Annotated in this window: 33 protein-coding genes; 27 read left to right on the top strand and 6 right to left on the bottom strand. The window is 51.2% G+C overall.

The genetic code is table 11. The features are described 5' to 3' along the window. Window positions 1-92 precede the first annotated feature (92 nt). From PsAD46_RS20075 to PsAD46_RS28440, 3 genes are read right to left on the bottom strand one after another with little or no spacing between them, the layout of a single operon-like run. Window positions 93-314, bottom strand: coding sequence for a hypothetical protein (locus PsAD46_RS20075; protein ID WP_063307720.1), 222 nt, complete (start codon window positions 312-314; stop codon window positions 93-95). 51 nt (window positions 315-365) lie between these two features. After that, complete coding sequence (locus tag PsAD46_RS20070) at window positions 366-659, bottom strand: hypothetical protein (RefSeq protein ID WP_063302068.1); 294 nt, start codon at window positions 657-659, stop codon at window positions 366-368. Window positions 660-717: 58 nt separating this feature from the next. Then, entirely contained in the window at window positions 718-945 is a 228-nt protein-coding gene (locus tag PsAD46_RS28440; protein ID WP_208981011.1) for a hypothetical protein, read from the bottom strand. Between the two features lie 455 nt (window positions 946-1,400). Here PsAD46_RS28440 and PsAD46_RS20060 point away from each other — a divergent pair, with 455 nt between their 5' ends. Continuing rightward, window positions 1,401-2,081 (top strand): GNAT family N-acetyltransferase, encoded by a 681-nt coding sequence (locus PsAD46_RS20060; RefSeq protein ID WP_063307719.1) that lies wholly within the window; start codon window positions 1,401-1,403, stop codon window positions 2,079-2,081. 450 nt (window positions 2,082-2,531) lie between these two features. Here PsAD46_RS20060 and PsAD46_RS20050 read toward each other — a convergent pair whose 3' ends face one another. The 3 genes from PsAD46_RS20050 to PsAD46_RS20035 all read right to left on the bottom strand — a co-directional run bounded on the left by PsAD46_RS20050 (window position 2,532) and on the right by PsAD46_RS20035 (window position 4,073). After that, window positions 2,532-2,786 carry a hypothetical protein gene (locus tag PsAD46_RS20050; RefSeq protein WP_057464815.1) on the bottom strand — a complete coding sequence of 85 codons (255 nt, stop codon included), beginning with the start codon at window positions 2,784-2,786 and terminating at the stop codon, window positions 2,532-2,534. Window positions 2,787-2,860: 74 nt separating this feature from the next. Beyond that, the gene (locus PsAD46_RS20045; RefSeq protein WP_153040930.1) at window positions 2,861-3,304 is read right to left on the bottom strand and encodes a helix-turn-helix transcriptional regulator; all 444 of its coding nucleotides are present in this window, start codon (window positions 3,302-3,304) and stop codon (window positions 2,861-2,863) included. Window positions 3,305-3,815: 511 nt separating this feature from the next. Further along, window positions 3,816-4,073 (bottom strand): hypothetical protein, encoded by a 258-nt coding sequence (locus PsAD46_RS20035; protein ID WP_063307717.1) that lies wholly within the window; start codon window positions 4,071-4,073, stop codon window positions 3,816-3,818. Window positions 4,074-4,226: 153 nt separating this feature from the next. On the opposite strand from PsAD46_RS20035, the gene PsAD46_RS20030 reads away from it, so the two are divergent. The 26 genes from PsAD46_RS20030 (at window position 4,227) to PsAD46_RS19915 (ending at window position 24,519) form a co-directional block, all read left to right on the top strand. Continuing rightward, window positions 4,227-4,976, top strand: a complete 750-nt coding sequence (locus tag PsAD46_RS20030; RefSeq protein WP_063307716.1) for a class I SAM-dependent methyltransferase — start codon at window positions 4,227-4,229, stop codon at window positions 4,974-4,976. Further along, entirely contained in the window at window positions 4,969-5,271 is a 303-nt protein-coding gene (locus PsAD46_RS20025) for a helix-turn-helix domain-containing protein (protein WP_063307715.1), read from the top strand. The genes PsAD46_RS20030 and PsAD46_RS20025 overlap by 8 nt, the downstream gene beginning before the upstream one ends. Further along, a complete protein-coding gene (locus PsAD46_RS20020) occupies window positions 5,268-6,593 on the top strand; it encodes a helix-turn-helix domain-containing protein (protein WP_084404495.1) in 1,326 nt (441 codons plus the stop codon). The genes PsAD46_RS20025 and PsAD46_RS20020 overlap by 4 nt, the downstream gene beginning before the upstream one ends. After that, window positions 6,590-7,192 (top strand): transcription termination/antitermination NusG family protein, encoded by a 603-nt coding sequence (locus PsAD46_RS20015; protein ID WP_063307713.1) that lies wholly within the window; start codon window positions 6,590-6,592, stop codon window positions 7,190-7,192. The genes PsAD46_RS20020 and PsAD46_RS20015 overlap by 4 nt, the downstream gene beginning before the upstream one ends. A 212-nt stretch (window positions 7,193-7,404) precedes the next feature. Continuing rightward, entirely contained in the window at window positions 7,405-7,779 is a 375-nt protein-coding gene (locus tag PsAD46_RS27745) for a hypothetical protein (RefSeq protein WP_084404494.1), read from the top strand. Window positions 7,780-7,899: 120 nt separating this feature from the next. Then, window positions 7,900-8,373 carry a P27 family phage terminase small subunit gene (locus tag PsAD46_RS20010; protein WP_063307712.1) on the top strand — a complete coding sequence of 158 codons (474 nt, stop codon included), beginning with the start codon at window positions 7,900-7,902 and terminating at the stop codon, window positions 8,371-8,373. Next, window positions 8,373-10,178, top strand: coding sequence for a terminase large subunit (locus PsAD46_RS20005; RefSeq protein ID WP_063307711.1), 1,806 nt, complete (start codon window positions 8,373-8,375; stop codon window positions 10,176-10,178). Before PsAD46_RS20010 ends, PsAD46_RS20005 begins: the two co-directional genes overlap by 1 nt. Beyond that, window positions 10,175-11,437, top strand: coding sequence for a phage portal protein (locus tag PsAD46_RS20000; protein ID WP_063307710.1), 1,263 nt, complete (start codon window positions 10,175-10,177; stop codon window positions 11,435-11,437). The genes PsAD46_RS20005 and PsAD46_RS20000 overlap by 4 nt, the downstream gene beginning before the upstream one ends. After that, window positions 11,427-12,026 (top strand): HK97 family phage prohead protease, encoded by a 600-nt coding sequence (locus tag PsAD46_RS19995; RefSeq protein ID WP_063307709.1) that lies wholly within the window; start codon window positions 11,427-11,429, stop codon window positions 12,024-12,026. Before PsAD46_RS20000 ends, PsAD46_RS19995 begins: the two co-directional genes overlap by 11 nt. Before the next feature lie 64 nt (window positions 12,027-12,090). Beyond that, window positions 12,091-13,353, top strand: a complete 1,263-nt coding sequence (locus tag PsAD46_RS19990) for a phage major capsid protein (protein ID WP_063307708.1) — start codon at window positions 12,091-12,093, stop codon at window positions 13,351-13,353. A gap of 64 nt (window positions 13,354-13,417) precedes the next feature. Then, window positions 13,418-13,618 (top strand): hypothetical protein, encoded by a 201-nt coding sequence (locus PsAD46_RS19985; protein WP_153040795.1) that lies wholly within the window; start codon window positions 13,418-13,420, stop codon window positions 13,616-13,618. A gap of 11 nt (window positions 13,619-13,629) precedes the next feature. Then, a complete protein-coding gene (locus tag PsAD46_RS19980; protein ID WP_063307706.1) occupies window positions 13,630-14,247 on the top strand; it encodes a hypothetical protein in 618 nt (205 codons plus the stop codon). A 21-nt stretch (window positions 14,248-14,268) separates the two neighbouring features. After that, window positions 14,269-14,601 (top strand): phage head closure protein, encoded by a 333-nt coding sequence (locus PsAD46_RS19975; protein WP_063307705.1) that lies wholly within the window; start codon window positions 14,269-14,271, stop codon window positions 14,599-14,601. After that, the gene (locus PsAD46_RS19970) at window positions 14,601-15,029 is read left to right on the top strand and encodes an HK97 gp10 family phage protein (protein WP_063307704.1); all 429 of its coding nucleotides are present in this window, start codon (window positions 14,601-14,603) and stop codon (window positions 15,027-15,029) included. Before PsAD46_RS19975 ends, PsAD46_RS19970 begins: the two co-directional genes overlap by 1 nt. Further along, on the top strand, window positions 15,026-15,430 hold the full coding sequence (locus tag PsAD46_RS19965; protein ID WP_084404491.1) for a DUF3168 domain-containing protein: 405 nt from the start codon (window positions 15,026-15,028) through the stop codon (window positions 15,428-15,430). Before PsAD46_RS19970 ends, PsAD46_RS19965 begins: the two co-directional genes overlap by 4 nt. Window positions 15,431-15,432: 2 nt before the next feature. Next, a complete protein-coding gene (locus tag PsAD46_RS19960) occupies window positions 15,433-15,870 on the top strand; it encodes a phage tail tube protein (protein ID WP_063307702.1) in 438 nt (145 codons plus the stop codon). Further along, entirely contained in the window at window positions 15,867-16,205 is a 339-nt protein-coding gene (locus PsAD46_RS19955; protein WP_153040794.1) for a hypothetical protein, read from the top strand. Before PsAD46_RS19960 ends, PsAD46_RS19955 begins: the two co-directional genes overlap by 4 nt. Window positions 16,206-16,237: 32 nt before the next feature. Beyond that, window positions 16,238-16,405 carry a hypothetical protein gene (locus PsAD46_RS28195; RefSeq protein WP_193758354.1) on the top strand — a complete coding sequence of 56 codons (168 nt, stop codon included), beginning with the start codon at window positions 16,238-16,240 and terminating at the stop codon, window positions 16,403-16,405. Continuing rightward, window positions 16,398-18,659 carry a phage tail length tape measure family protein gene (locus tag PsAD46_RS19950; RefSeq protein ID WP_063307700.1) on the top strand — a complete coding sequence of 754 codons (2,262 nt, stop codon included), beginning with the start codon at window positions 16,398-16,400 and terminating at the stop codon, window positions 18,657-18,659. Before PsAD46_RS28195 ends, PsAD46_RS19950 begins: the two co-directional genes overlap by 8 nt. Next, complete coding sequence (locus PsAD46_RS19945) at window positions 18,652-19,365, top strand: hypothetical protein (RefSeq protein ID WP_063307699.1); 714 nt, start codon at window positions 18,652-18,654, stop codon at window positions 19,363-19,365. The genes PsAD46_RS19950 and PsAD46_RS19945 overlap by 8 nt, the downstream gene beginning before the upstream one ends. After that, the gene (locus PsAD46_RS19940) at window positions 19,362-19,946 is read left to right on the top strand and encodes a hypothetical protein (protein ID WP_063307698.1); all 585 of its coding nucleotides are present in this window, start codon (window positions 19,362-19,364) and stop codon (window positions 19,944-19,946) included. Before PsAD46_RS19945 ends, PsAD46_RS19940 begins: the two co-directional genes overlap by 4 nt. Next, window positions 19,931-20,335 carry a hypothetical protein gene (locus PsAD46_RS19935; RefSeq protein ID WP_063307697.1) on the top strand — a complete coding sequence of 135 codons (405 nt, stop codon included), beginning with the start codon at window positions 19,931-19,933 and terminating at the stop codon, window positions 20,333-20,335. Before PsAD46_RS19940 ends, PsAD46_RS19935 begins: the two co-directional genes overlap by 16 nt. Beyond that, window positions 20,335-22,143 carry a hypothetical protein gene (locus PsAD46_RS19930; protein WP_063307696.1) on the top strand — a complete coding sequence of 603 codons (1,809 nt, stop codon included), beginning with the start codon at window positions 20,335-20,337 and terminating at the stop codon, window positions 22,141-22,143. The genes PsAD46_RS19935 and PsAD46_RS19930 overlap by 1 nt, the downstream gene beginning before the upstream one ends. Window positions 22,144-22,169: 26 nt before the next feature. Continuing rightward, window positions 22,170-23,528 (top strand): hypothetical protein, encoded by a 1,359-nt coding sequence (locus PsAD46_RS19925; RefSeq protein ID WP_063307695.1) that lies wholly within the window; start codon window positions 22,170-22,172, stop codon window positions 23,526-23,528. A gap of 76 nt (window positions 23,529-23,604) precedes the next feature. Beyond that, a complete protein-coding gene (locus PsAD46_RS19920) occupies window positions 23,605-24,237 on the top strand; it encodes a TIGR02594 family protein (RefSeq protein WP_063307694.1) in 633 nt (210 codons plus the stop codon). A 69-nt stretch (window positions 24,238-24,306) separates the two neighbouring features. Continuing rightward, the gene (locus PsAD46_RS19915; RefSeq protein ID WP_063307693.1) at window positions 24,307-24,519 is read left to right on the top strand and encodes a hypothetical protein; all 213 of its coding nucleotides are present in this window, start codon (window positions 24,307-24,309) and stop codon (window positions 24,517-24,519) included. The last annotated feature ends 25 nt before the right edge of the window (window positions 24,520-24,544 follow it).

Here is a 24,544-nt window from a genome sequence, read left to right as displayed (position 1 = left end):
CCGTAGAGCACAGGCGCTGAGCCGAAAAAGTAAAGCTGCCACATGCGAAAGTAGTTCACGGTGAAGATGATCGGTATAGGCATGGCGCGTCCTTACTTGAGTGGCTTGTCAGCATCGAATGAGGAAAGCTGGGAGCTGATGAAGTCAGAAGGGATGCTTTGTTTTGCGTCGATCACTGATTGATCGAGGGCAGGAGCGAGGCACAGCAGCGTGTAGCCAAGCAGTACGAGAACAGTAAGCTTTGCCGCCTCATTCAAGAGGAACAGGGGCACGTTGCAGCGATCACTAAATACGTCATTATCAATGCTATTCATGGGACTGTTCCTCGTGATTGAGGGGAGCGAAGAGGTGAGGTGTTGGAGGCCCTAAAGAGTACCTGCTGGAATTGCGGTTTCCATTTGCTGAAGCATCTTCACCAGCGCGATATCGGCGTTGGTGAGTGTTTCGTGCATGGCGAGGATGCGAGCGCTGATCGCGCGGCGATCCTGCGGGGTCTCTTTGACCATGAAGCTCAAGTCAGAGAGGAACGTGCAGAGGTCTCTATGAGCGTCCTTTGTCTGGGTGAGCGCTTCTTCGCCCACTTGCTGTACGGTTTTGGAGGGTGCTTGAGCTGGGCTCTGTTTAGTCGCAGGGAATTGAATGATTGTGGCGCTATGCATCGAAATACTCCTTTTGGAGATAGAGAGACAGAGCAGGGCCCTCTCTCTCTATTTTGTGTTAGGCGGTGGTGTCTTCATCTTCCTTTGAGAGTGTCTCGGCGAACTGGTTCACCAAGATCTCTTCTGCAACGTTTGAGACGATTGCCTTCCCTGCACGCAAAGCGAGAGTTGCTTTATCTGTGTCAGACACCGCGGCGCTTTTGATCTGGCTGGTCAGGTTGTCGATTCCCGGTTGTAGATCGTCGCGTGTGTCCCGCACCTTTTTGTCATCAATCTGAGATGTCATCTCGTTCACCCTCTGCGATAAATAAATCTGAAACTGCTGCTACTGCTTGCTGAGGTTGGTTGTCGCTATCGATGTAGAGAACGACCACAGCACTAAGGGCTGCATCTCGTTGCACAATACCGATGTTGCATCGGCCTAAGTCTTCAGGCGGGCTCCTTCGAAAACGGACTAATGAGCCAGCTGGAAGTCGAGACAGTTTTCTTCGATGTTCACGAAGAAGCTTAATTGCTTCAAATTCGGTCATGATATTCAAATCCACACAGTCAGTGTAAAAAATATGCTCTGAGTATACGCGATTGTCAATGCGTATGGCATAAATATTATGCTCAGTGTCCGAAAAATGAATTTAGGACACGAGTCAAACTATGTTGATTGTTAGATTTAAGGGGTAATTTCGTTAGGTTTTATGTGGATATCTGCATCCAATTGCTCTTTGGGGATTTGGAGGTACCGATATGGTGGCGCGTTTAGTGCTCTATCAGGCAGCTGCTAAGCTGATTTCTGAGTTTGAGAAAAATGGCTTTGAGATTGTTCAGGGGGAATCGTTTGCCGCTGCTGAAGAAGCTTTGCCCGAGGCTAAGGGCGGGCTTACACCGCATTTTGCATATTCTCTCAACGCACAGAGTAAAGAGAATGTTGCATGGCTAGGGCTGAGGTTAGTTGGTGAGAGGCATTTATGTGGGTTTGCGGCAATTAGGCTAGAGCCGCTGCAAGGGTTGGCGTTGTCGGACTTCTTGGCTACTTATTGGCGATTGCGATATGTTGATGTTGATGGCAATCCTGTACAGGTGACGAATGTTCAGCCTGAGATCGCGAAGCGTATTTCGGGGCAGGTTGGATACCTGGGCGATCTTTGGATAAGGCCAGATCTCAGGAAACGGGGTTACGCGCGCAGATTGATGGAGTTCGCGCAGATTATGGCTTTTGATCTTTGGCGACTTGATTGGATTTATTGCTGGATGCGTCCCACTGATTTCTTGAATGGAAATGGAGCGCGCTGGGGATGGTTGGTAGGACAGTCAGATGGCATTCGCTTTGAGGTGCCGTCTCGAGACTTTCCAAAGGGGTTGGCGTTTTGTGCAAACCCTTCATACGCTCTGAATCAGTTGATTAGTGATATTGCGCGAGATGATTGATCAGGTAGCTCTTTCGTGAAAACTACAAGCTGTGAAATTCCTGCTCGTGAATGTACGGGCAGGATTAGTCTGCAATACTCGCGATAGTTATTGTCGGAAAGGTTTGCGCCGATCAGGTCAAAAATTGGCTTGTTTGACTGGTGCGCATTCCAATAACTGCTTGCCACCAATTGTCGATATGTCAGTGACATCGCCTTTCTGGCTCTGGTTGGGTGTTGAGCCCAGTCCGCCCCGAACACGTGACGTGCGAAGCTGTCGTTGCCTATCATTAGAATGTCAGGGCTGTCGCTGGGGGTGGCAGGTGGCGCCATGAGCAGTACTTTGCGTGCGTAATCGATGAACTCGGGTGAGAGGTGCCCATTGGATTTATTCCAGATGTGCAAAAGCTGTGCACCCGTTGTGCTCAACTCTTCGAGTATGAGTGCAGTAGCGGGGCGCCTCTTGGTGTACTCAAGCAACTTCCTGCTCCTGTTTCTGTTGTGTGTACGCCAGAACCAGCGCGGGGCGAAAGGCGTTGATTACTTCTTTTTGCTGCTTTTCGCTTAGTAAATCGATGTAGGGGCAATCGTAAAGATTAACACACATCATCTTAAGTGGTGTGATTAGGTCGTACTTTTCGGCGGTCTTAATAAGGTCCAAAACTTCCTCCTTGTGTGAGAAGGTTGGACGATGCCAGATCAGTGATAGTGCGCTTTCGTTGTCCATATGGTCTCTCTTTAGGTACTTATGGTTAGAGCGCGTAGCGAAACTTTAGGACAGTATCCTTCAGTTAAAAAATATCACTTATCAGTCTTTTTCTTCTTTGCAGCGTTATAAATATTTTCAACTATAATAGATAAATCTCTAATGCTACCCCTGCCATCAAGAATTTGCTCTTCAAGTCTTATTCCTTCTTCAAAAGACTTTAAGAATAACTCTAAGTCAAGCTTATCCGTTTGCGGTCTATCAGAATTGTTCGCCATTTCACCCAGCAGGCTGTGTGTTAGGTCATCAGCGTCTGGTTTTGCATCATCGGGTGATCGGCCTTCTCCATACAAAAGGAACTGGGGAGATGTTTTGAAGCGGCGGGCATAGTGAGCAGCCTCTTCATGACCGAATGCCCTAGAGCCGTTCTCGTGGCTTGAGTAGGTGCTAACGTTGACGCCAAGAGACTTGGCGGCTGCTGTAGCTGTTTTAAAGCCTGCATTGAAGCGGGCTGTTCTAAGTCTTTCGTGTGGTTCCATGGCTCCACAGTGCCAATCGGCTTTATGCATTGGGTGTTGACTTTGGACTATGCATCTGGCATTGAAAATACACGTGTCGAGTAAATATTATACCCACGGGATTTTGTAGCGATGCTAGAGCCTACCGAAATTCGAATGAAAGCTAAGCTTACTCAGTTGGAGATGGCGCGTGCGCTTGGGTGCTCTCAAAGTTGCATCTCTCGCGTTGAACGGGATGGTTTCTCTGAGAAAACTGCCGTTCTTGAAAGGTCTTATCAGCTTTTCATGTTGGAGCAACAGCAAGTCTCTGAGAATAAAAAACTCCCTGCTGACAAGAGTTGATTGGCAGGAGTTAGCTGCATTGAGAGATGAACCCCTCAATACAGCTAACTTTGTCACGCATCGCATTTTTTTGGGGGAGGTGGCGAAGTGTTCAAAATTGATGGATATCGTGTAACTTTTGCACATTACGCTGCATGTAGCCGCTGCATGACTAATCTTGAAGCCTGGGGAGAGCAAAGATCAGCTTTCTCTAGATTGCATGCCGAGCCGCTGATATGGACACATCGCTTAATTGCTTCTCTATACTGTTATAAGTTGTGGTCACGAAGTATTCGCCTGCATTGGCGGTCCAGTTATTTTGCCAAGCTATGCCTTCATTTGACCATTGGTTTTGTACGTGTACCTGATCCTCTTGGCCTAACCGACCGTAAACTCCCAAGATTAAGATACAAAGCAAGTCGTATTTTGCTTGCAACTCATCTAGCTCTTTCCGCTGATCATTACTCATGCTGGCTGTTCCTTTCCAAAGTTGGCCAGTGTGCGCAGAGAGCTTTGCTATGTTGGCGCATCCGGCAAGGCTCTCTGCATATTTTTGCGATACCGATTGCAACACGCATTCGCCGAAGCGTCGATCTGCGGAATCCCTCGGGAGGGTTGCTGCATGAGCGCCGCTAAGAACTCGCGAGCGGTTATGGCGTCTCGGGTGGAGCCTGAGAAGTTTGGCGACTATTTCCCTACGCCACCATGGGCAACGCGTGCTCTGTGCGATTTGCTTTTGCACCTCAAGCGAGTGGGCGAGGCGGGTTGGGGGCCGTTAAAGGTGTGGGAGTGTGCTTGTGGCGGCGGGCATATGGCGATCCCGCTCCGAGAATACTTTGATCTGGTTTGGGCATCCGATCTGTTCAATCGCGGGTTTGGCGATGCACATGGGGAGTTTTGGGACTTCCTGACAGTGCTCCCAGAGTGGCAATTCCCTCCCGGAACCTTTGACTGGATTATCACCAATCCGCCCTTTGGCATGTTGGCTCAGCAGTTCGTGGAACGTGCATTAGCCCATAAGCCCAAGCGAGGCGTTGCTGTGCTTGTTCCATTGAGGTGGCTGGAAACCATCGAACGTGTTGCAACGTTGTTTATGGTTCATCCGCCTGCAATCGTAGCGGTTTTTGCTGAACGGGTTGCCATCCACAAAGGGCGCTATGTTCCAGATGGTGGCACAGCTACGGCTTATTGCTGGATCATCTTCCGTACAGATCAGGAGGCAAGCCCCACCCAGCTCATATGGGTGCCTCCCGGCTCGAAGGGGCGTTTCTCCAAACTAAGTGACCTTGATTTGGCTAGTGATCCCGAGCCTGAGGATCAACCTGGCCCTTTGTTTTCTCTCTCTGGGGCAATGGAGGTTTGTAGTGCGTGATTTTCAGAATGTTCAAGAGTGGCTATACGAGGTTTCGCAGAGCGATTTGGCGGCGAATACTCGGCTCATGCTGTTTGCACTAAGCCTTTTTGCAGATCGTTCTGGTGAGGGGATTACCGCTTCAATTGGAACTCTGGCGGAGCGAACTGGTTTGAGCAAACCCTCGGTGATTAAGCACCTGAAATCGGCGGAGGGCGCTGGTTGGATCTGCGTTAAACGCGATGAGGCCAATGGTGCAAGAATCAAGCGAAATGAGTACTCGCTCAAGCTTCCTGATGTAGGAGGTGCGGCATGAGTGATGGTCGTAGGGCTTGGAGTTGGAGGCAAGCGTTTAGCAGGTCAGGACTCTCACCGACAACCAAGCATGTGCTCCATACTCTGGCGCTCTTCATGAACGAAATGGGCGAGAGCTGTTACCCGTCAATCGATCAGTTGATTGAGCATAGCAGCCTGAGCAAAAACGCAATCATGAAGCACCTTGAAGTGGCTAGAGATGCGGGTTGGGTCTCAATTTCTCAGCATGGTTTTAAAGGGCAAAGATGGAAGCGAAAAGACTATGTCGCTCGATGGCCAGAGAGGAAATTGGACGCACCAAGCTTAACTGAGCGTATTGTTAATACTGCTGAGAGTGAAGAAGAAGGTGGTGCATGTGGTGGACTACCTCCCTTAGAAAAGGTGGTGCACGAGGTGGACGAAGGTGGTGCACGTGGTGGACCTAAGGTGGTCCATGAGGTGGACCAAGATAAGAACAACCCACTTAACAATCCAATACCAATCCATATGAGAGAGAGCGCGCGTGAGAGCGAGAATGTAAAAAATGACAATAAGGGCAAAGTCTCTCATGAAACGTGGGTTCGAAGGCTGAAAAAGGCTCACGCAAGTTGGTCGACGTTTGCATCGGATAGTGCCGACTCCGCTGAGAAGGCTTGGTTTGATCTGACCGAGGATGAGCGGTTGCAAGCATCTTCGAAGGCAAGTGCTTACGAGCTGCACTGCAAGCAAATTGGTCGAACCAAAATGTGTGCGTTTGCCGTCTATCTCAAGGAAAAACGCTGGGAGAAGCTTCCATCGAAAGCGACTGGCAGTGGTACGGCAGAGCCCGCCAAACCATTCGGCAAGCTCTGGGGTGTCTACCGCTTTGCTGATTTGCTCCAGCCTCACTACGGCAACTTTCCGAAACCTTCGGCTTTTCTTGCTGGGCTTTTGAAGGGAGACGGGGAGGCGGCTGAGCGAGAGAAGCGACAACGCAGGGCACAATATGGATGGCCTCGGGTCAACGCCATGCAGCACCGGGCGCAGACAAGCTCGAAGGGTGTGACGGTTGCCAATGAGCTGGTTCCCCTTGCGGATGAGTTCTCTCAGGTGAAAGTCGGCTCTGAACTCTGGAAGGCTTGGGAGAAGCTGCATGAGGAGCGCGGCTGGCCTTGGTTTGGTGTTGATCGCGATTTGCCTGAGTGGGTCTACATGCCGAAGCTCGTCGGGACCGATGTGGGGCTCATCGATGATAATAAACCTGAGGCTTTGCTTGGGGCGGTGAAGAGGGCTCTTGAAAACTTTGAGGCTGTGCACGGCCAAATTATCAATACCACAACAGCAACTCAGGAGGCTGCTGAATGACGATGACTGCCCCAGATGATGAAAACCGAGCGCTAGAGCGTGGTTACCAGTTCATGCGTTCGCTGATCAAGAACAGCTCTCTTGAGTGGGTTGTTATCCGAACCAATCCAGACTGTGAGGATCGGGCCTTTGAAGGTATCAACGCAACAGGTGTGACGGTCTTTCAGCCGATGATGACTGAGTGTCGGAAGCACAGGCAGACAAAGAACAGGGTTGTGGTTAGCAGATCAATGTTCCCTCGGTACTTGTTCGTCGGCCTGAATGCTTATGCAGGTCAGAACTGTGATTTGGTTCGCAAATGCGACGGTGTGGAAAAAATTCTATCAGCCACATTTGAGGGCGCTCCTCATCGTGTGCCTGTGCGTGAGATGCTCCGAATTGTCGAAACATCCTGCGAGGCCGAAGTTGGAGGAAAGCTTGTTAAGGGGCAGCTCTTTAGCATTGGAGATGAGGTTATGCTCGTGGCTGGTACCGGGGCCAAATTGAACGGTGTGGTTCGTGATCTCAAAAAGAATGGCAGGGCGGTTCGAGTTGAGGTTGAGGCGTTCGGTAGAGCGACAAAGGCAACAGTGCCTATTGACAAAGTGGCGTTGCGTTAATCATGATGCGCGGCAGGACGATCACGTGGATCTTCGGGGCCTGAGCGGCTAGAACCCGCTACACAAACAGAGCGACCCGAACGCGAGACCCAGTCAACACAAGACGCCAAATGGCGGAGTTGGCGCGAAGAGTTTCTATGGAATTTTGACACGCATGCGGTGCGTTTAACTGGTTCGCTGATGAGGCGGGCCTTTTTTCTGTTTGGGTCACGTTGGCAGATTACGGACGCTCACAAGAGGCTCAAGCCTATCGCAAGTGGTACAAGACTGCGCGATGGAGGCGGCGACGGGCTGATCATCTGGCAGAGAGTCCTCTCTGTGTGATGTGCCTGAAAGTTGGCATCCTCAATGACGGGAGCAAGAAACTGGATGGCTCTCCTCAACCACACAAGCGGCGGCGGTTCCTAGTCTGCGACCACATACAGCCACACCGTGGCGACGAATACCTCTTCTACTTTGGCGACGTTCAAACCCTCTGTCCTGATCATCATGACATCGTGAAGCAGCGCGAAGAGCAGCGCGGTTACAGCTCCCAGGTCGATGAAAGCGGATGGCCAGTCGATCCCAACCACCCGGCGAACAGGTAGGGGGTGGGGTCGATTTCTCCCACCGCGAAAGTTGAGGACCGGAGGGGGAGGGTTTTCGCACAAAAAGTGGGAATTGGAGACAAAAAGCCACTAGGGGCAAGGGCTTAAAGGAGCTGACAGGTGAAGGGCAGAACACCCAACAGCAATGAAAACGTTGTTCCACTCACGGGCACCAACAACCCAGATGCTCTGCGCGAACGTGGCAAGCAGCTCGCCGCTGATATGAAGCCAGACCACCTGACCAAGGGTGGCAGTAAAGTTTATGAACGCATTGCACCTCATGTGTGCAACCCGCTTGTGGCTCGACTGAGTTATCATAACTTGGAGAGCTTCGTTCTCATGTGTGAGGCACTTGCCAGACATGAAACCTTGCGCAAGTACCTGAACACTCCCGGCGTTGGGGAAACCTATATCTCTGAGACACGCAATGGGGAGCAAATCAAGAACCGGCCTGAGGTTGCTCAGCTCAATGAGACCTTTCGGCAGTTCCTCACGGTAGCACGTGACTTCGGATTAACTCCTGCAGCAGAGCGCGGGCTTAGAGCCAACCCAGCTCAGGGCCAACTGGATCTTGATGAAGACGACTTTGCTTGATGCGAACCAATCCCGAAATTGATCCAGTTACCGCATGGGCTGAGGACGTAATTGCAGGCCGCGTGATTGCAGGCCCTCACATACGTCACACCTGTGAGCGCCATTTGCGCGATCTGGATGAAGCTGGCGAGCGCGGCTTCTGCTTCGATCGCGAAGAAGCTCTGAAGGTTATCAATTTTTTCCCTAAGCGTTTGCGGCTCAATGGTGGTGACTTCGAAAACAAGCGGTTCCACCTTCATCCATCGCAACAGTTTCGTGTTGGTTCGCTGTTTGGCTGGAAGAACAAAGAAACCGGAATGCGTCGGTTTCGGCGCATGTACGATGAAGAAGGCAAAGGAAACGGCAAGTCACCAATGCTGGCGGGCGTTGGTCTGGTCGGACTTGTTAGGGAAAGGGAACCGCGAGCAGAGGTCTACGCTGCGGCTTCAAAGAAAGATCAGGCGCAAGTTCTTTTCAAAGATGCTGTTGCGATGGTCGATCAATCGCCAAGCTTGAATGCCCGGATTAAGCAGCTGGGAATCGATCCTGTCTACGCGATGATCTACCGCGCCAAAGATGGTGGTAAACGAGAGTTCAAACCTATTTCCTCGGATGATGGAAAGTCAGGGCCGCGCCCTAGCGTTGCGCTTTGTGATGAGGTTCACGAGCACAAGAACCGCGACACTATCGACATGCTGGAGCGTGGGTTTAAGTTTCGTAAGCAGCCGTTGTTGCTCATGGCAACCAATGCCGGAGTTAATCGTAATGGTATTTGCTACGAGGAAAGAACTCACGCAATCCGGGTGGCGTCTGGTCTGGCAGAGGATGACACAACGTTCTCTTTTGTCTGCGGTCTGGATGAAGGCGACAACTGGTTGGATGATCCATCTTGCTGGATCAAAGCAAACCCATTGCTTGGCACGATCCTGACTGAGGACTACCTCCAACTTCAAGTCAACCAAGCCAAGATGATGCCGGGGAAAAAGAACGGTATTGCACGACTTCACTTTTGTATCTGGACTGAGGCGGACAACGCAGCATTTAAACACGAGATATGGCGTAAGTGTCTCGATGCTGAGTTGACAATGGAGAGCCTGATTGAGGCGGGCTATCCTTGTTACGGCGGATTGGATCTCTCAAAAGTTCGCGACTTCACATCGTTCACGCTGACCTGGGTTCTTGATGATACGCCAGACAAGGAAGAGTTTGCATCAATCACTTGGTTCTGGACGCCAGAAGAGACGCTTCTTGAGCGAGCTGCGCAAGATCAAACACCATACGATCAGTGGGTTGAGGCTGGTTACATTGAAGCAGTTAAAGGAAAACGAATTTCCTATGCGTGGGTTGCGGATGCGCTTTCTGAGATCTGCACCAAAGCTGATCCTGTTGAAATTGGTTGTGATCAATACGGGCTAGAAAACCTGCAAGATCACTTAGATGCAATCGGCGCAGACCTGCCGATGACAGTGCATCCTCAAGGCTTTGCAAAGCGGATACTTGATAAAGACAAAGAACAACCTGAGGGCGCTCAGGAAGTCTATTTGTGGATGCCCGATTCCATAAACAAGTTCGAGGATGCGGTGTTTGATGGTCGCATACGAGTTGCTTCCAATCCCATGATGACGAACTGCGCGGCAAACGTTGCTTATGCTGAGAACCGAACCGGACACCGGATGTTCGACAAGCAGAAAGCAACGGGCCGTATCGATGGAATGGTTTCTCAAGCGATGTCGATTGGTGTTGCTACGTGCCGCGAACGCTTCGACAGCGGACCAGCTCCGACGCCATGGGACAATGATCCTAACTTCAAATTGGTGGCTTCATGAAAATCCCAACGATCAAGCGGGCTGAAAAGCGCAGCACACTCGAAGATCCTAGTGTGTCGCCAACTGCTGAGAATTTTCTGCAGTCCTTCGGGATGGCCAATTACACTTCAAAGGGTGGAACGGTTGTTACCATTGATGCGGCTTTGAGTATCCCAGCGATTTGGTGTGCGGTGAACTTCATTGCATCCACCTTGGCGAGTTTGCCGCTGCATGTTTATGACCGAACAGGGGATGATCGTAAACGGGTAAGAGGTGGCATCGCAGACATTCTTGGTTTTGCCGTCAATGATGAGATGACCTCGTTTGCTTGGCGCTATCATTTCTTCATGAATGTGCTGACTGGTGGTCGGGGCTTTACTTTTATTGAACGCAATCAGCGCGATCAGATCATCAATTTATGGCCGCTTGATCCTTCAAAGGTGACAATCGTTCGCCGGAATGGTCGCACCTTCTATGAGTATCGCGATGGCAATCGGACGCTGGTCTATGAAGCACGTGAGATTATCGACCTGGCATTCATGATGCAGGACAACTCGCTCAAGCATCGTGGTCCGCTTGCTGCTTGTGCGCAAGCTATTGGCTTGATGATTGATGCCAATAGTTATGCCAGCAACTACTTCAATAATGGTGGTGTGCCGCCTTATGTGGTGACTGGTAACTTTCAAAATAAGGAAGCGCTCAAGCGTGCAGCTGATGAGTTTGAAAGTGCAATCAAAGATGTGCTTGCAAAGAACCGGAATGCTTTCACTTTGCCGTCAGGGATGGATATCAAGACGGTCGGTTCTGATCCAGATAAGAGCCAACTTATTGAGACCAAGAGATTTGGGATTGAGGAAGCCGCTCGCATTTATCAGTTACCACCCGCATTCCTTCAGGATCTCACAGGCGCAAAATTCAATAACGTTGAACAGCAGGACTTGCACCTGACGAAACACACCATCCGTCGATGGGTGAACCAGCTTGAGCAAGAGCTAAACCTAAAGCTCTTTGGCCGCTCAAACCGTAACCAGTTTGTTGAGTTCAATATGGATGGCCTGCTGCGCGGTGACTTCAAGACCCGCATGGAAGGCTATGCGACAGGCATCACGCACGGCGTGCTGATGCCAAATGAGGCGCGTCGGCGTGAGAACTTGAGTGATGCTCCAGAAGGCAACCATCTCTTCATTCAAGGCGGAACATTCCCAATCAACTATCAACTCAATCTGCCAGCGCCGAAGGCTGGTGCTGCGCCTAAGAAAGAGGGCGACGATGAAGCATGAAACTCGCATGGGGCAAGCCGTTGAAGTCCGTGAAGGTGACGATGGCGAGGGCATCCGCGTAACTGGATATGCGGCGGTCTTCAATCAAGAAACGGATATTTGCGGATTCTTCAGAGAGCGAATTTTGCCGGGGGCTTTCTCGGATGCAATCGGTAAAGACGATGTTGTCTTTCTGGTCAATCATCATGGGTTGCCTCTCGCTCGGACACGCTCAGGCACCTTGAAGCTGTCTGAAGATGATCACGGCTTGAAGATAGAGACTGAGCTTGATCCAAATGATCCCGATGTGCAGGCGCTCATTCCCAAGATGCAGCGCGGTGATCTGGATAAGATGTCGTTCGCTTTTTCCGCTGTCAAAGAGACATGGGACGAAACGGTCGATCCTCCGATGCGTGATGTTGTGAAGGCCGCACTCTATGATGTCTCGGTTGTTACTAACCCCGCTTATGAGGGAACAGAAATTGGCCTGCGTAGTTTGCAGACCCATCGTGAGAACCTTTCCCCGCAACGAAAATCATCCGCTGTTTCTGTGAGTAAGCGGCGGATGCAGTTGGGCCTTGTTCAAATGGAACAGGCAAACAGCAAATAGGCTGCGCCCATTTGCTTTCTCTCGCGTCTAGTCGGCGCTTTCTTCAAAAAACTGGAGCTATGAAATGAGCAAGCTTAGAGAGCTGCGCGAGAAGATGGCGCGCATTGCCACGAACGCTCGTGCAAAACTTGATGAAATTAAAGACGATACAACAGAAGAACGTGCAGCCGAGATCGAAGGTGAATTCGATACTATGATGGCTGATCACGCAAAGCTGGAAAAGCAAGCTGAGCGCGAAGAAAAGCTCGAAAAAGCTGAGCGTTCTGCCAACGCTGGTGATGAGCGTCGCCCTCGTGGTGACGGCGATGAAGGTCGCGGCGTTGATGAAAATGAGCCGGTGACTTATCGCAGCGCGTTCGGTGAGATGATCCGCTGTGCTGGTGATCTTTCTGCGTTGCCGCAAGAAGTGCGCGAAGTACTGAAGCTGGGTGCTTCTGGTGAGTTCCGTGCGCAATCCACGGCCACTGGTGCCGCTGGTGGCTACACCGTTCCTGAAGAGCTGCAATCTTCTCTGATCCAAGCAATGGCAGACTTCGGACCTATGTACGATGAGGACATCTGCACTGTTATTGCCACCACTGGCGGCAATCCGATTCCGATGCCAACGCTTGATGACACCGACAAGTCAGGTGATGCCCATACAGAAGGTGGCGAGCCGAAAGACGATGGCAGCGGCGATATCGAGTTCGGTCGCTTCACGTTGAATGCGCATGCGTTCAACACGCCATTTGTTAAGTTTTCACTGGAACTGGCTCAGGACAGCATTCTTGCGATGGAAACCCTGATCAAGACGCTGCTCGGTGAGCGTCTTGGTGTCATTGCAAACAGGCATCTCACTTTAGGTCCGGGCGGCGGCGGCGTGCGCGGTATTGTGCCAGCATCTCCATTGGGTAAACAGAGTGCATCCAACCTCGCAGTTACCTCCGATGAAATCCTTGACCTTGTCCATTCGGTGAAGCCTGCGTATCGCCGATCTCCTAAAGCGCGTTTTATGCTTAACGACACGACGTTGCTGGCAGTTAGAAAACTGAAAGATGGTGACGGGAACTATCTTCTCACTGAAGCTCCAGATGGTTCTGGTCGATTGAAGATTGGCGCTGTTAGCTTCCCTTACTCTGTCAACGAAGAGATGCAGAGTATCGAAGCTAATGCTAAGCCGATGATCTTCGGCGACTTCTCCAAGTACTACGTGCGCAAGGTCGGTAGTCCAATCCTTGGTGTGATGAAAGAGCGGTTCTGGCCGAATGTTGGCATTGCAGGTCTTATTCGCTTTGACGGCGGCTTGGGCGATGAGCGTGCAATCAAGCATCTGGCGATGCCGGGTTAATCAACCTGGGTGTTGAAACAGTCGGGCGGTGATGCCGTCCGACTTTTTTGAATTGGAGAACGTCATGCAAGTTAAGCTTTTGATTTCTCGATCTGGTCCAACTCTTTCCCAGCAAGCTGGTGAGATCGTTGATGTGCCGATCAAGGAAGGTAATCGAATGATCGCGGCTGGTCAGGCTGTAAAGATTGCACAGGCTAAGCCTCGCAAGGCAGCGCGTCGTACGCGTGCTCGCAAAGCTACTGCCAAGGCTGATGCATCTAAGTAACGGGCTATCAGATGACAACTCATTTTGATGATCGCGGATATTACGAGCGAGTGAGCGGACCAGTTGAGGCGCTGCTCTCTTTGCAAGACGTAAAGCGACAGGTCTGCGTGAAGCACTCGGATGATGACGATATTCTGCAGCGCTTGATTGGGACGGCTACAGAATTTCTCGATGGTCCGTCCGGTTGCCTTGGTCAGGCGCTGGTCAGGCAAGTCTGGCGCTGCGCGTGGTCGCGGCCACCTTGCGGCAATCAAAAACTGAAGCTGCCTTGTGGTCCGGTCCAGAAAATCGAGAGCGCTTCTTACTTCGATACTGATGGCAATGAACACTCAATTGATCCCGCCAAGCTCTGGCTGCTTCGCAGGTCAAGTGAAACCAAAGTGTTTCCGGGAACTGGCTTTGCATGGCCGTCTATGTCGGACCACCCAGAGGCATTGAGCATCACGTTCACTGTTGGATATGGTTCATCTGCTGACGTTCCCAGCGATATCATTCATGCCGCTCATTTGATGGTTGGGAACTGGTACGAGCACCGTGAACCTGTTGTGGTGGGCACTATTGCCAGTGAGCTGCCTTTGAGCGCTCAACGCTTGATCGACAAGAACCATGTTGGCTGGGTAAGCGGTTAATCTCTTCAAGGATAATTTGATATGCGGGCAGGCAAGCTCAGAGACACCGTGATCTTTAGGCGTAATACTCCTGTGCCTGATGGTAGGGGCGGTGCTGAAGATAAGTGGGGTGATTTGTTTGAGACCTGCTGTGAGCTTCAGATGTCCAAAGGTCGGGAGCGGGTGGCGGCTGGTATGATTAGTGCTCTTGCCTCTGGGGTTTTGCATGTCCGTTATTGCTCTCAAGCAGCCAGCCTGAGCGAAAAAGATATCGCTGTGATCGATAGTGAGATCTACAACATCCGCTCAATCATCGATCCAGATCGGCGTAAGCGGCGCTTGGAGCTGGTTGTTGAGCGCGGGGTCGCGGTCTGATGGCTGACGGCATCAAGATTGATACGCGAGCTATTGAGAAGCATCTAGCTCAAGCTCGCCAAATGATCCCAGCTATCGACGACGAAATGAAAAAGGCCAACAAAAAGAGTAGCAAAGAGTTCGTTGATCTTGCCAAGGGCCTTGTCACTAGAGATCATGGTGATCTCGCAGAGTCCCTTGAATATCGTGAGGTCGATGATGGCATCGCAACCTTCACACAAAAGGGCGGCAAGACTTCCAAGTCATATGCGACTTCGAGCGCGTGGGGTGTTTACGGCTTATGGCGCTGGTTCCTCATTGAGTATGGAACTGTGAAAACTGCCGCGCAGCCATTCATCAATCCAGTTCGCAGACTGCTCAAGCGTCGTCATCAACGGCGTATGAGCACTGCGCTCAATCGAGCCTATAAGAGAGCTTTCAAAAAATGATGGAGTTCGCCGTTGCGTTGCAGGACTGGCTATATCGCACTCTAACCACTCCAGTCATTGAAGGGGTTCGAGGTGTTCATGACCACAAACGCAAAGATGGTTCTGACTATCCGTTGATTGAGATTGGTGAAGTCAGCGATGTTCCAGATGATGCGCATGGTGCACTTGGTGGTGAGCATGTCATCACGCTTCACATCTGGTCACGCTCACCTGGGCAAACAGAACTGAAGACAATCATGGCTGAGATTTATCAGCGATTGCATGATGTGGGCGTTGATATCAATGGGCCTTCAACCTGCTTCTCGTTGGTAGAGCATACCCAATCGCTAGAAGATCCTGACGGGGTCACACGCCATGGCGTGATGGCGGTTCAATTTACTATCCGAAAACTGGAGAGCTAAGCATGGCTGGTGCAGAATCCCAAGGCAAGCTGATGTTGATTCAGCTTGGTAATGGCGGTGACCCTGAAACGTTTGAAAGCGTGTGTGGGGTTAAAGATAAGAGCCTTTCGATTAACAACGAAGTGGTCGATACCACGCGGCCAAATTGTGATAATCCAAGTGCCCCTCTTAACTACTCAGGTGCTTACGGTATCCGAACAATTTCCCTCAGTGGCAATGGTGTGGCTACCAGTTCTGAGACGTATCAACGAGTTGTACAACACGCTATTGGGCAGGCGTATGCCAACGCAAAAATTATCGTTCCTTTGTGGGGTACTTTTACCGGGACGGTGGTCTTCAACAAAGTTGATGTGAGCGGTCCGATGCAAGGTGAGTTGGAGTTCTCTCTTGAGCTAACCATGACTGGTGACATCACCTTTGAATTGGATGTGCTCACATGAGAAAACCCAACAAATCGCGAGGTGAAGTGGCTTGCACCTTCAACGGCAGTGATGTGATTTTGTGCGCGAACATGCAAGCGCTCGATCAGATTGATGCTGAACTTGATCTCTCCATCTCTGAAATCATGGCTGGTCTTCAGAGCGGAAAGATCCGCGTCATCAAATCCTGCTTTGAAGCCATGACCGTTGAAGGTGACGCGGACGCGGCGTTAAAAAAAACGGCTGGCATTCTGGGTTTTTCTGATCTTGCCGGAAAAATTGTTGAGGCTCTTGTTCCTGAGGCTGATGAAGCAGATGCGGCGGGAAAGGGCAACGCAGCGGAGAGCGATCACTAACGCGCTTTCCGCTGCGTGAGTGGATGCAGTGGATGCCTGTGCTCGGATGGACGCCAGAGGTTTTCTGGAAGGCGTCCATCAGTGAGCTGTATGCGGCAATGGATGGATACAACAAAGCGAATGGGCTTGGGCCTGATGAGAGTGACATCACCGAAGATGATCACGTCGAGCTGAGAGAGTTGGTAAATCGATATGGCTAGCAAGGTTGAGCAGAAGCTAATCACAACTTACGAAGCTCGCGTGACCGACGTAGAGCGGCAGATGAAAAAAGTTGAGCGTGCTCAAAAGAAAGCGTTCAACGATAATCAGATCAAGAGGTTTAACAAGTCTATCGGTCAGTCTGGCACTGCTGCTGGAAAGATGCGTAATACCTTCTCTCAAGCAGGTCGTTCTGTTGCTATCCTTGAGGGTCCGCTTGGTGGTGTCTCCGGTCGTCTCGGAGCGGTCGGTGGTGCTTTGGGCAGCGTCAATCCAGCACTGGTTGCGGCTGGTGTCGCAATGGCTGCATTCGCTGGTGTTTCTGTTAAAGCTGTCAAAGCCTTTGAGGCGTTTGAAGTGCAGCAGAAGCGTACTGACGCGGTGCTCAAAGCGACGGGCTTTTCTGCCGGTCGTACATCCAAGCAGCTAGAGCAGCTTGCTCAAGGTGTCGGACTTGATACGCTTGCCAGTACAACTGGTGTTCGTGATGCAATTGCTCAGCTCTTAACATTTCGATCTGTTGCAGGAACAACCTTTGATCGCACGATCAAGCTTAGTCAGGATCTGGCGGCTGTTGGCTTTGGAACTCTCTCAAGCTCTGCGGTGCAGTTGGGTAAGGCTCTGGAAGATCCGGTGACTGGCTTGTCTGCGCTTCGCCGCGTTGGCGTATCGTTCACTCAAACTCAGAAAGATATGATCAAAAATTTCATGGCCACGGGGCAGGTCGCGAAGGCACAAAACGCAATCCTTGATGCGGTGGAAAAGCAAGTCGGCGGCGCTGGTGCAGCTGCTGGCGGTGGGTTGGCTGGGGCTTACGATGGTCTTGCGGAATCCACTCAGATCTTGCTTGAGCGTTGGGGCCAGCAGATTGCAAGCGCCACTGGTTTGACGGATGCAATCCGAGGCATTGCCGGGGCGGTTGATGAGGTCAATCAGAAAGCTACTCCAAAGGGACAGCTTGAAACCGTCAATAACCAGATTGCGCGTACTCGTGAAGTGATTGGTGCGTACAACAGCAATCCACATACTGCGCCGTGGGTGAATGCAGCGGAAGGTGAGGAGAAGCTACTCAACGAGCTGCTCGCAAAGCGCCAAGAGATTTTGAGAAAGATCGACCAAGATAGCGTCGATGCTTACGGAGCTTACTCCAAGAGTTTGAAGGTTCAGGAGTTGGCGGCGACTGAGCGCATTGAAAGCGTGATTGCTGCCCAGCAGAAGATACTTGAGACCGCCAAGAAAACACCACTGCAACGGGTAATCGACACGAACCTGAGCAGTGCCGGGGTGACTGCTGACAGTGATGAAGGCAAGCGCATTGTTGATATTACAAAACGTGCCTTTGCTATGCAGACAGAAAGCAAGGCGCGAACCAAAGTTGCCAGTGCTGCCAAGAAACAGTCGGACAAAGTCAAGGAAGTTATCAAAGCGCTTGAGATAGAGCGCGAGCAGATGGGCATGAATGCAACTCAGCGTCGGGTGCAAAATGCGCTGCTCAAAGCTGGAAGTGCTGCAACTGAAGAGCAGAAGGAAAAGATTGAACAGCTCGTTGTTGCTAACGATAATTGGACAAAGAACAATGAGATGGCAATGGAAGCCGCTTCATTCATGGGGCAGCATGTCCAAGATCAGTTTTCTGCTATCACCAGTCAGATTGAAACTGGCAACGATGCGCTGGATAGCTTCATTCAATCCATGCTCGATGCGACGATGCAGGCTTCGTTGTTTGGAACTGGCCCGCTTGGCTCGATGTTTGGCGGTAGTGGTTCCGGTTCTGCTGGTGGTGGTCTGGTCTCTAGCCTTGCATCCATAGCAACTTCATTCCTTGGATTTGATAAGGGTGGTTGGACGGGGCCGGGGGGCAAGTACACTCCTAAAGGTATCGTGCACGGTGATGAGTATGTGTTCTCTAAAGAGGCGACTAGGAAGCTTGGCGTTGCTAATCTTGATGCGCTGCATAAAAGCGCCAAAGGCTTTGCAAGAGGCGGCTTCGTCGGTGGTCCTGTTCCCATGATCCCGAAACCTGCTGCAATTCCTGCACCAGCAAACCGCAATGCTCCTTCTGAGATCCGGTTGGTGGTTGAGGGCAGTTCTGAGTTTGATGTCAGAGTGGCCGGCGTTGCTGGTCCTGTTGCTGTGCAAATCGTCGATCAAGCTAAACCTGGCATCATCAAAGCAGCCACTGCTCAGTCCCGTGGGAACGTGGTCAATGACCTGAATGCTTACGAGCAAAACAAGGGGGGAGGCTGGCTTGGCTAACTTTATTCATTGGCCATTCAAGCTGTTTGCGATGCGGGGTAAACCAGCCTTTCACCAGCGGCCTTTCACAAGACAGGGTGGTGCTACGCTGGGTGGCCGCGATCTTGTAACGCAAACCGACTTAGGTTTCTGGCGGGCTGTGTTTCCAAATATCATGGTGAAGTCAAATGACATGGACCATGAGGAAGCTTGGAATGCAATCCAAGTTGCATTGCAGGGGCGAACTGGCTTGGTGATTGCTCCGGCTTACTGCACGGGATCACGGCTACAGCAGCTCGCAAAGACACAAAGTGCTCTGGCAACCCACTCTGATGGGTCCACGTTTTCCGATGGCACGAAGTATTCCAGTGAGCCACCTTTGGTTCAAATGGAAGAAGACGCGCAGATCGGTGCAACTGTTGTGAAGCTTCGCGCTTTGCGTGAAGGGTTGAGCCTGACGGGCATCAAGTACAGTTACTTTCATGCGCTTTACCAAACGGGTCCGGTAATCGCAAAAGAGGGGAACGTGGTTCAAGTCCCAATCTTTCCTGCGACGCGAGCTAAAATTCCGGCAGGTTCTATTCTCACAGTGAAAGAGCCAACGTGCCTGATGCATCTTGCCTCTGACAATGAGATGGACATCGTCCACGGAGTGTCACCGATCACAAACAAGACGCTGAACTTTGTCGAGGCAATCGATTACTGGGATAAGGTCGCAGCCGAATGAATGCCCGCAAAGTGATGATCCTGATGAAGATGGATTTCCCAAAAGGAACCTCTCGCTTCTGGTTTGGATCTTGCCCTTACATTGATGCAAATGGTGATCACTGGCGAGCTGCTGGGGAACTCCCGGAATCAGCTTTAAGCACGCTGCAATATTCCTTTTCTGGTGAGGCCGTGGTTATGGAGGTTGGCCTGTCTGGCGTTCCTCAGGACATTGCCGACCTGGCTTATGAAGAAACTCAGGAAGATGATGTCATCGGGTCTGAAGTGCAGATTTTATTGCAATCCTGTGATCAGTACTTTCAGCCTGTTGGAGATCCAATCGTCAAGTTCACAGGCGAAATCATTGATCTGAATTTTCACAAAGCAGCGACGGGTGATCAGGCTCAACCTCACATCAAGCATGAAGTGATCGTGGTTGTTGCGAATGTGTTCCATGCCCGCAAATCGCGGCGCAATGCTGTGCTGTCGGATTCAGATCAAAAAGCGCTGTCGCTTAAACTCAATCCTGACCTTCTTCCAGATCTGTCATGTGAACGAGTGACCCTCATGAACGAGCAAACCATCACATGGCCACGTGCCTGAATAGCCTGCAAGGTTGGCTGTCAGATCGACGTGACATGCGCTTCGATCCCGGCAAGGCTGACTGTTGCTTGGTCCTTGCCGATTGGGCGTGCTTCAACGGCTATCCCGATGGTGCTCAGTTTCTGCGCGGCACCTACTCAACCACTGAAGAGTTGAACGAACTTCTCACAACATCTGGCGGGGCTTTGGGTTTGGTCGAGGGTTGTGTTGCAATCGCGGGCCTGCTGGAAACGCGCTCTAGGAAGATCGGTGACATCGGGGTTGTCGGCAGTTTGCATAACCCGCTCCGGCAGTGGGGAGCGATCTGGGACGGGCTCAACTGGCAAGTTCATTGGCGGGATGGTTTTGAAACCATTCACGCACCAGCTCTGAAAATCTGGAGTGTTTGATGCCTCATGCTGTTGCATTGGGTGTTGCGTTCGTATTGTCGAACGGAGCGGCCATACTTGGTGCATCCGTTGCGACGCAAGCTATTCTTGCGGGTGCTGCGGTGTCCTCTGTTGGTGTTGGGATTATCGGAGCCGGCTTGTCTGCTGGTGTTGGATATGCCGTCAAGGAGTTGGCAGGCACTCAGCGTCGGCAGAGTAATGCTGCTCCCTTGCCAAGTGTTGCAGATGGCAAAGTCAATCAACGGCAAAGCGTACCGTCTCGGTCGTTTGCTTATGGGTTGGTGCGCAAGGCTGGAGACATGATGTTTCTGGAGGAGCGTGACGGGACTGCTTACATGATCATCGCGCACGCTTCTCATGAGATAGATGGGTTTGTTGAACACTACCTGAGTGATGCAGCGGTTGAGATTGATGAAGATGGCAACGTCATAAAATCGCTGAGCAATGATGAGGATGCATCTAAGTATTACCGCCTCAGTGGTAAGGCTAAGGTCATTATCAAAGAGCGGTTGGGCACTCCGGTTGGTGAGCCGTATTCCGAGCTGGTCACGAAGTTTAGTGACATCTGGAGTGATGACCATCGCGGCGACAACATCGCCAGCACACTTGTGATTTGTAAGAGCGTCAGCGCTCAACATCATAGAACGGTGTATCCGCATGGATATCCGACTGTGACATCTTTGGTTCGGGCTAAACGCGTTTTAGACCCTCGAACTGATGAGGTTGCCTTTAGCAGGAACCTTGCGCTTCACCGTCTTGATCTCTTGCTATCTCCCTATGGAGGAGCTTTGAAACCTGAGCGGATTAATCTTGAGAGTTGGGCTAATGCTGCTGCTGTTGCTGATGAGCAGGTCACCAACTTCCAAGGGGATCAAGAGCCTCGATATCATGGTGGCCTCAGTGGCCGGGAGAACAATGATCCAACTGAGATTGCAAGGTTGATTGATGAAGCGGGTGAACTGCTGCTTTATGTTGACCCGCAAGGCAAGGTGGCGGTGCATGCCGGGGAGTGGGTAGAGCCTGACATTCACTTGAAAACAGCAGACATCAAGGAAGTGGCCTTCCTGTCAAACCGGAATCCAAACTCGAATGTGAAATCTGTTCGGGGCCTTTGGACCAATCCAGAGCTGAATTATACCGAGGATGATGCGGTCATCTGGGGTGATCCATACGTGGATGAGAATGACCCCAGGTCGCGAACCGTTGATAACGAATGTATCCAAAGCCACAACCATATGCGGCGCAAACAGAAGCTAAAATACATTCGTGCGACGGCTCCGCGTGTGCGGATTGTGTGCGACTACTTTGCATCTGAGAACCTGCCGTTTCGACGCTTTATCAAGATCACAGAACCGCCTCATCTGGTGGATGCCTATCTGGAACTTATTGGAACTCCGATTTTGGATCTCAACAATTTTACCCACCAGTTTGAGGCAATCGTTGTTCCCAAGAGCCTTTACGATTTTGAACCTGAGGAGGAGGGCGAAAAGGGTGATCCTCCTCAGCGCATTGGTTCCTCTGCATTGCCGATTGTCACCAGCTTCACGATTGCATTTGAACAGCAGGGGCAGAGCTTGATTGCTGAGGCGAGCTTTTCGCGTAACTCCGAGGCTCTCACCTACGAGCTTGAGTACATGAAAACCAGCGGCGGCGCTGCCAAGTACGCCCAGGCAAACGATGGTGAAGAAGCCATCGAGACAGAAAGTTTGACTGCTGGTGTGGAATATCGGTTCCGTATGCGAACCCGTTCGGTCTTTGGGCAAAATAGCAGCTGGTCCAATCCGGTTGTGCTTCAGGCCTCTACTTAATCTCTTTTCAACACTTGGAGTTGGCTATGAACTTCCTGATTAAGGAATTGGTTTGGCGCGGCCATGACACGCTGGGGCTTGATAGTACTGATCCGTATGAGCCAGATAAAGATCAGATTATAGCCTATATGGGGCAACTTGAGATTGCCGCTATGATTGGTGCAGTTCTAGTGAAAACCAAGGCTGAGCTGGATGCGATCACCAACAAAGAAGATTACACCCCTGCCATGGTTGGTGCAGATCCAGATCAAAACAAGAGCGGATATTATCAATGGCTGGGTGGTACCTGGAACTATGTGCGCGACCTTGCTGACAGTATCACGAGACTGATCAATATCGGGGGGACTGGTAACGCGATTACCGCTGAGCTTCGTTTGGGCGTCAGTTTGTCAGCGGTTGAGTTGGCGTTCTTTGTGCCTGCACACAATAATACTGGCGCTGTAACAATCACGGTTGAGGGCGTCGAAAAGTCAGTTCGCAACGGCCTTGGTTATGAGCTGAGTGAAGATGATCTGCAAGCTGGATATCCGGCAATGATCGCGGTGTTTCCGGGGCAGGATGGATATGTGCTTCTCAATCCGGCGAATGTCGAGGCGGTGGTGCTGGCAGCAAAGCAAGCTGCAATCGCTGCTCGTAATCAGGCTCAAACAGCAAAGCAAGCTGCTGAGGAGGCATTGAGCAACCTTGAGGCCGCAGTCGAGCAGGCTTCCGAGTTAGCGTTCCAGCGGTTCAATAAGCTCTATCTTGGTTCGTTCAATGTGAATCCATCTACCGACAATCAAGGTGGTCCACTCAAAGATGGTATGCTTTGCTTTCACTCTGTCGAGAAGAAGATGAAGGTTTATTCAGAGGATGACAGTGATTGGATCTTGGCAACGCCGGACACAAGCGACTTTCTCAATAAAGCAAATAACCTCGGAGATGTCTCGAGTAAATCAGCAGCCCGATCCAATCTGGGTCTGGGAGCGCTTGCAACTTCATCAAAAGTTGGCATGAATGACTTGACTGATAGCTCAGTGAGTACAGGCAAGCTAAAGAGCAAGGCTGTCACAGATCCCAAACTAAACTCTGCGAAATTGAATACGCTTGTAAGCAAGCCTCAGGTCGTGGCGCTGTACTCCAACATCGGGGACGATGCGTCCTTTAATCTTTCTCGCTCTGGAGCAACCTACACCTTCGGAACACCTCAGCCAGATACAAGTTATGTCGTTCAGGTGGTTGGTCAAAGAACCACCCAAGGTAATCTGAGTTACATCAACATTGTTGGGATGAACGCTAAATCCAAGGCGAGTTTTTCGCTCAACGGTTTGAGGTTGAACAGCGCGGGAAGCATAAGCGGTCTGTCTGGTGGGTTTGATGTGATTGTTTATCGCGTCGCCAACTAATCAAAAAATCTCTTTCTGAAACAGCGCGATATGCGCAGCTACGGCTCCCATAGGGAGCCTTTTTTGTGAGGTGATCATGGGACGGATACCAGACTTTGAATCTCAGGAAATGCTGCAGGACCTCGGGTTCAATCCCGGCAAACCCGATGGAGATTGGGGCAGACTTTCTGAAGCCGCCTATCAGGCTTGGCTGAACTCGAAAATCAAGGCAGTCAAAAGTGATGAGCCACCATGGCTGGTTGAGGCGCGTCGACTGCTGGGAACCAAGGAGATCTCAGGACCAACGCACAATCCAAGGATCATGGGCTGGGCGAGCAAATTAGGTATCTCCTACCAGAGCGATGAAACCCCATGGTGCGGTCTGTTTGTCGCCCATTGCATGAGCCTTGTATCTGATCCCCAGCCCACCAACCCTTTAGGATCTCGCCAATGGGCGAAATACGGCAGGCGGTTAGATGATCCGGTACCTGGCTCTATCCTCGTGTTCTGGCGTGGAAGTCCACGCGGTTGGAAAGGGCATGTCGGCTTCTACGTTTCTGAGAGTGCAGGTCACTATCACGTGCTGGGTGGGAACCAGTCCAACGCAGTCACAATCACGAAAGTCTCAAAGCGCCGGCTCTTGGATATCCGGTGGCCGGAAAGCCATCCAGTGCAGGGTGAGCGAGTGTTGGCGCAGCGTGAAGGTGCTGTCTCGATCAACGAAGCTTAAGGCTTTCCAGTTTGGAGTTGTGATTACAGTTTACTCGTCAACAGATCCATATCCTTGAATGAGGCTAAGATGCAGAAATCAGAGACAGGCACAGCATTGACTTTTCTAGCAGCTTGGATGGCCCAAAACTGGGTCAACTTCCTAGAGCCGTTCTTTCAGGCGCTGCTCATTATCCTGACCGTGGTTGCTGCATTTTTTATGGCTTGGAATAGGGTTCTGGACAACCGCATGAAACGAAAGCAATTGCGAGACTATGAACGCGGCAGGTCCTGTGCTGATTGATCAGGTAGTTCAGGGCTCGTTTATG

Source organism: Pseudovibrio sp. Ad46 (assembly GCF_001623065.1).
Lineage (GTDB): Bacteria > Pseudomonadota > Alphaproteobacteria > Rhizobiales > Stappiaceae > Pseudovibrio.
This window is presented reverse-complemented; position numbering and strand designations above follow the sequence as displayed.

Bases quoted from the DNA above. Each gene is read 5' to 3' on its own strand.
- PsAD46_RS20020 (WP_084404495.1), top strand. From the start codon at position 5,268: ATGAGTGATGGTCGTAGGGCTTGGAGTTGGAGGCAAGCGTTTAGCAGG.
- PsAD46_RS19935 (WP_063307697.1), top strand. From the start codon at position 19,931: ATGGCCACGTGCCTGAATAGCCTGCAAGGTTGGCTGTCAGATCGACGT.
- PsAD46_RS20045 (WP_153040930.1), bottom strand. From the start codon at position 3,304: ATGGAACCACACGAAAGACTTAGAACAGCCCGCTTCAATGCAGGCTTT.
- PsAD46_RS19950 (WP_063307700.1), top strand. From the start codon at position 16,398: ATGGCTAGCAAGGTTGAGCAGAAGCTAATCACAACTTACGAAGCTCGC.
- PsAD46_RS19915 (WP_063307693.1), top strand. From the start codon at position 24,307: ATGCAGAAATCAGAGACAGGCACAGCATTGACTTTTCTAGCAGCTTGG.
- PsAD46_RS20070 (WP_063302068.1), bottom strand. From the start codon at position 659: ATGCATAGCGCCACAATCATTCAATTCCCTGCGACTAAACAGAGCCCA.
- PsAD46_RS20050 (WP_057464815.1), bottom strand. From the start codon at position 2,786: ATGGACAACGAAAGCGCACTATCACTGATCTGGCATCGTCCAACCTTC.
- PsAD46_RS28195 (WP_193758354.1), top strand. From the start codon at position 16,238: ATGCCTGTGCTCGGATGGACGCCAGAGGTTTTCTGGAAGGCGTCCATC.
- PsAD46_RS19980 (WP_063307706.1), top strand. From the start codon at position 13,630: ATGACAACTCATTTTGATGATCGCGGATATTACGAGCGAGTGAGCGGA.
- PsAD46_RS19940 (WP_063307698.1), top strand. From the start codon at position 19,362: ATGAATGCCCGCAAAGTGATGATCCTGATGAAGATGGATTTCCCAAAA.
- PsAD46_RS19985 (WP_153040795.1), top strand. From the start codon at position 13,418: ATGCAAGTTAAGCTTTTGATTTCTCGATCTGGTCCAACTCTTTCCCAG.
- PsAD46_RS19975 (WP_063307705.1), top strand. From the start codon at position 14,269: ATGCGGGCAGGCAAGCTCAGAGACACCGTGATCTTTAGGCGTAATACT.
- PsAD46_RS19970 (WP_063307704.1), top strand. From the start codon at position 14,601: ATGGCTGACGGCATCAAGATTGATACGCGAGCTATTGAGAAGCATCTA.
- PsAD46_RS20075 (WP_063307720.1), bottom strand. From the start codon at position 314: ATGAATAGCATTGATAATGACGTATTTAGTGATCGCTGCAACGTGCCC.
- PsAD46_RS20035 (WP_063307717.1), bottom strand. From the start codon at position 4,073: ATGAGTAATGATCAGCGGAAAGAGCTAGATGAGTTGCAAGCAAAATAC.
- PsAD46_RS19960 (WP_063307702.1), top strand. From the start codon at position 15,433: ATGGCTGGTGCAGAATCCCAAGGCAAGCTGATGTTGATTCAGCTTGGT.
- PsAD46_RS19920 (WP_063307694.1), top strand. From the start codon at position 23,605: ATGGGACGGATACCAGACTTTGAATCTCAGGAAATGCTGCAGGACCTC.
- PsAD46_RS20000 (WP_063307710.1), top strand. From the start codon at position 10,175: ATGAAAATCCCAACGATCAAGCGGGCTGAAAAGCGCAGCACACTCGAA.
- PsAD46_RS20060 (WP_063307719.1), top strand. From the start codon at position 1,401: ATGGTGGCGCGTTTAGTGCTCTATCAGGCAGCTGCTAAGCTGATTTCT.
- PsAD46_RS19995 (WP_063307709.1), top strand. From the start codon at position 11,427: ATGAAGCATGAAACTCGCATGGGGCAAGCCGTTGAAGTCCGTGAAGGT.
- PsAD46_RS20005 (WP_063307711.1), top strand. From the start codon at position 8,373: ATGCGAACCAATCCCGAAATTGATCCAGTTACCGCATGGGCTGAGGAC.
- PsAD46_RS19965 (WP_084404491.1), top strand. From the start codon at position 15,026: ATGATGGAGTTCGCCGTTGCGTTGCAGGACTGGCTATATCGCACTCTA.
- PsAD46_RS28440 (WP_208981011.1), bottom strand. From the start codon at position 945: ATGACATCTCAGATTGATGACAAAAAGGTGCGGGACACACGCGACGAT.
- PsAD46_RS20015 (WP_063307713.1), top strand. From the start codon at position 6,590: ATGACGATGACTGCCCCAGATGATGAAAACCGAGCGCTAGAGCGTGGT.
- PsAD46_RS19930 (WP_063307696.1), top strand. From the start codon at position 20,335: ATGCCTCATGCTGTTGCATTGGGTGTTGCGTTCGTATTGTCGAACGGA.
- PsAD46_RS19925 (WP_063307695.1), top strand. From the start codon at position 22,170: ATGAACTTCCTGATTAAGGAATTGGTTTGGCGCGGCCATGACACGCTG.
- PsAD46_RS20030 (WP_063307716.1), top strand. From the start codon at position 4,227: ATGAGCGCCGCTAAGAACTCGCGAGCGGTTATGGCGTCTCGGGTGGAG.
- PsAD46_RS19955 (WP_153040794.1), top strand. From the start codon at position 15,867: ATGAGAAAACCCAACAAATCGCGAGGTGAAGTGGCTTGCACCTTCAAC.
- PsAD46_RS19990 (WP_063307708.1), top strand. From the start codon at position 12,091: ATGAGCAAGCTTAGAGAGCTGCGCGAGAAGATGGCGCGCATTGCCACG.